The following is a 1,416-nucleotide window of genomic DNA, read 5'->3' as shown; positions in this document are numbered from 1 at the left end:
TCGACTCTTCATCGGGCCGATTTGAGGTCCAGGACACGCAACCAAGGAGGTGCCCATGTCCACATGCGTCGCTGAGTTTCTCTTCGGATCCTCGCATCAGAACCACGGAGGCCTCGGGATCGACTGGCGGATCGACTATCATGTCAACAGTCGGGCCGCCATGATCCTGTATCCCAGATCTGCGTTGGCCGACCAGGAGATCGTCTGGATTCCATCGCCTGAAGCGCCGTGCCGTTCGGCCCTGATCATGTTCGCCGTGTTCGGCCTGAGAAGTCAGACCATGAAGGAGGCCCTGTGGGCCATGGTTGGCACCGAGCGAAGAAATCCCCTCCTGGGCCGGATCGACTTGTCCGAACTCAAGGACGAGAATTTCAACCACCTGTTCGAAGTCTGCCAAGCGGTCAATGCTCAGAGGTACTACAAGCTGGTCCTTTCCATTTTCAAGGATGGAGCCAGCGACCTTCGCGACCTCCAGAGCTTTGCCGAGATCGAAAACATGGACATCGAGATCCTGCGACCAGTGTATTTCCGGCTCTACAGCCCCTGGTCTGGAACGAGGACCATCGGCGGCAAAATGCCTTCACTCGACAAGCGTGAACGACTGCCCCAAACTGAGGAACCGGCCCCACGGGTCGAAAATTGGCAGGTCAGTGAGAGGAGCCGGTTGTTTGATCCTGACCGTGAACGTAGGCAGACCCATTGCCGCTATGGGGCCGGATTCATCCCCTGGAACCGGATTCTGATCCGTTCGGGATTCGTCTTCGAGGAAACGAACGGAGCCTTTGATTTCTCGGCTGAAAATGAACCCAACCGGGCCTATCTTGGCCGCATGCTGGCCGAATTGGGGCTGACAGGCCACTTCGACGGCACGGTCTTCAGACCACCGTCACCGGAGTACGACGAAAACAGCTGGCTTTCGGCCTGGGAAGGCATTCACAGCGGGAGCGAAGGCCCAAGCAAAAATCAGATGGGTTTTGAGAACATCGACTTGGAGGAAATGGATACGGCCATGGCTGGTGTGGTTCGTTGGTTGAACCGCATGGGCCACGACACGGTTTATAGCTGTGACGGGCACGGGCGGGCGCAATTCTTCATCCAGTCTCAAACCGGCAATGTGTTTGACGATTTGCAGGGGTATTGCAGACTTCCAGTTATGCGTGGAGGCCAGAATAGCTCCTACAGACTCCTTGGCCCCAATGGTCGGCCAGTGATGGACCCCAGAAAGCATCTACTGGATCTTGCCGAGGATCTGTTTGCAGGCAGAAGGAGACAGATCAATCAACCACGGTCGATCGACAGGCCAAGACGTCAAGCGAGGCCCTTGACCAGAGAAACCTGAACGGGCAAATCTCAAGTCGTCCGGAAGAGAAGAAAGGAATTTCGAATCGGCGAGCCGTGCTCGTCGTTCTCTTTCGG

General features: G+C 56.4%; 1 protein-coding gene. It reads left to right on the top strand.

From position 1 onward, the window contains the following. The first annotated feature begins 55 nt into the window (after positions 1–55). Positions 56–1,339, top strand: coding sequence for a hypothetical protein (locus EOM25_14970; GenBank protein NCC26480.1), 1,284 nt, complete (start codon positions 56–58; stop codon positions 1,337–1,339). Positions 1,340–1,416: the final 77 nt, after the last annotated feature.

Source organism: Deltaproteobacteria bacterium, assembly GCA_009929795.1.
Taxonomy (GTDB): Bacteria; Desulfobacterota; Desulfovibrionia; order Desulfovibrionales; family Desulfomicrobiaceae; genus RZZR01.
This window is presented reverse-complemented; position numbering and strand designations above follow the sequence as displayed.

Coding starts and splice junctions, on each gene's coding strand:
- EOM25_14970 (NCC26480.1), top strand. CDS start 56: ATGTCCACATGCGTCGCTGAGTTTCTCTTCGGATCCTCGCATCAGAAC.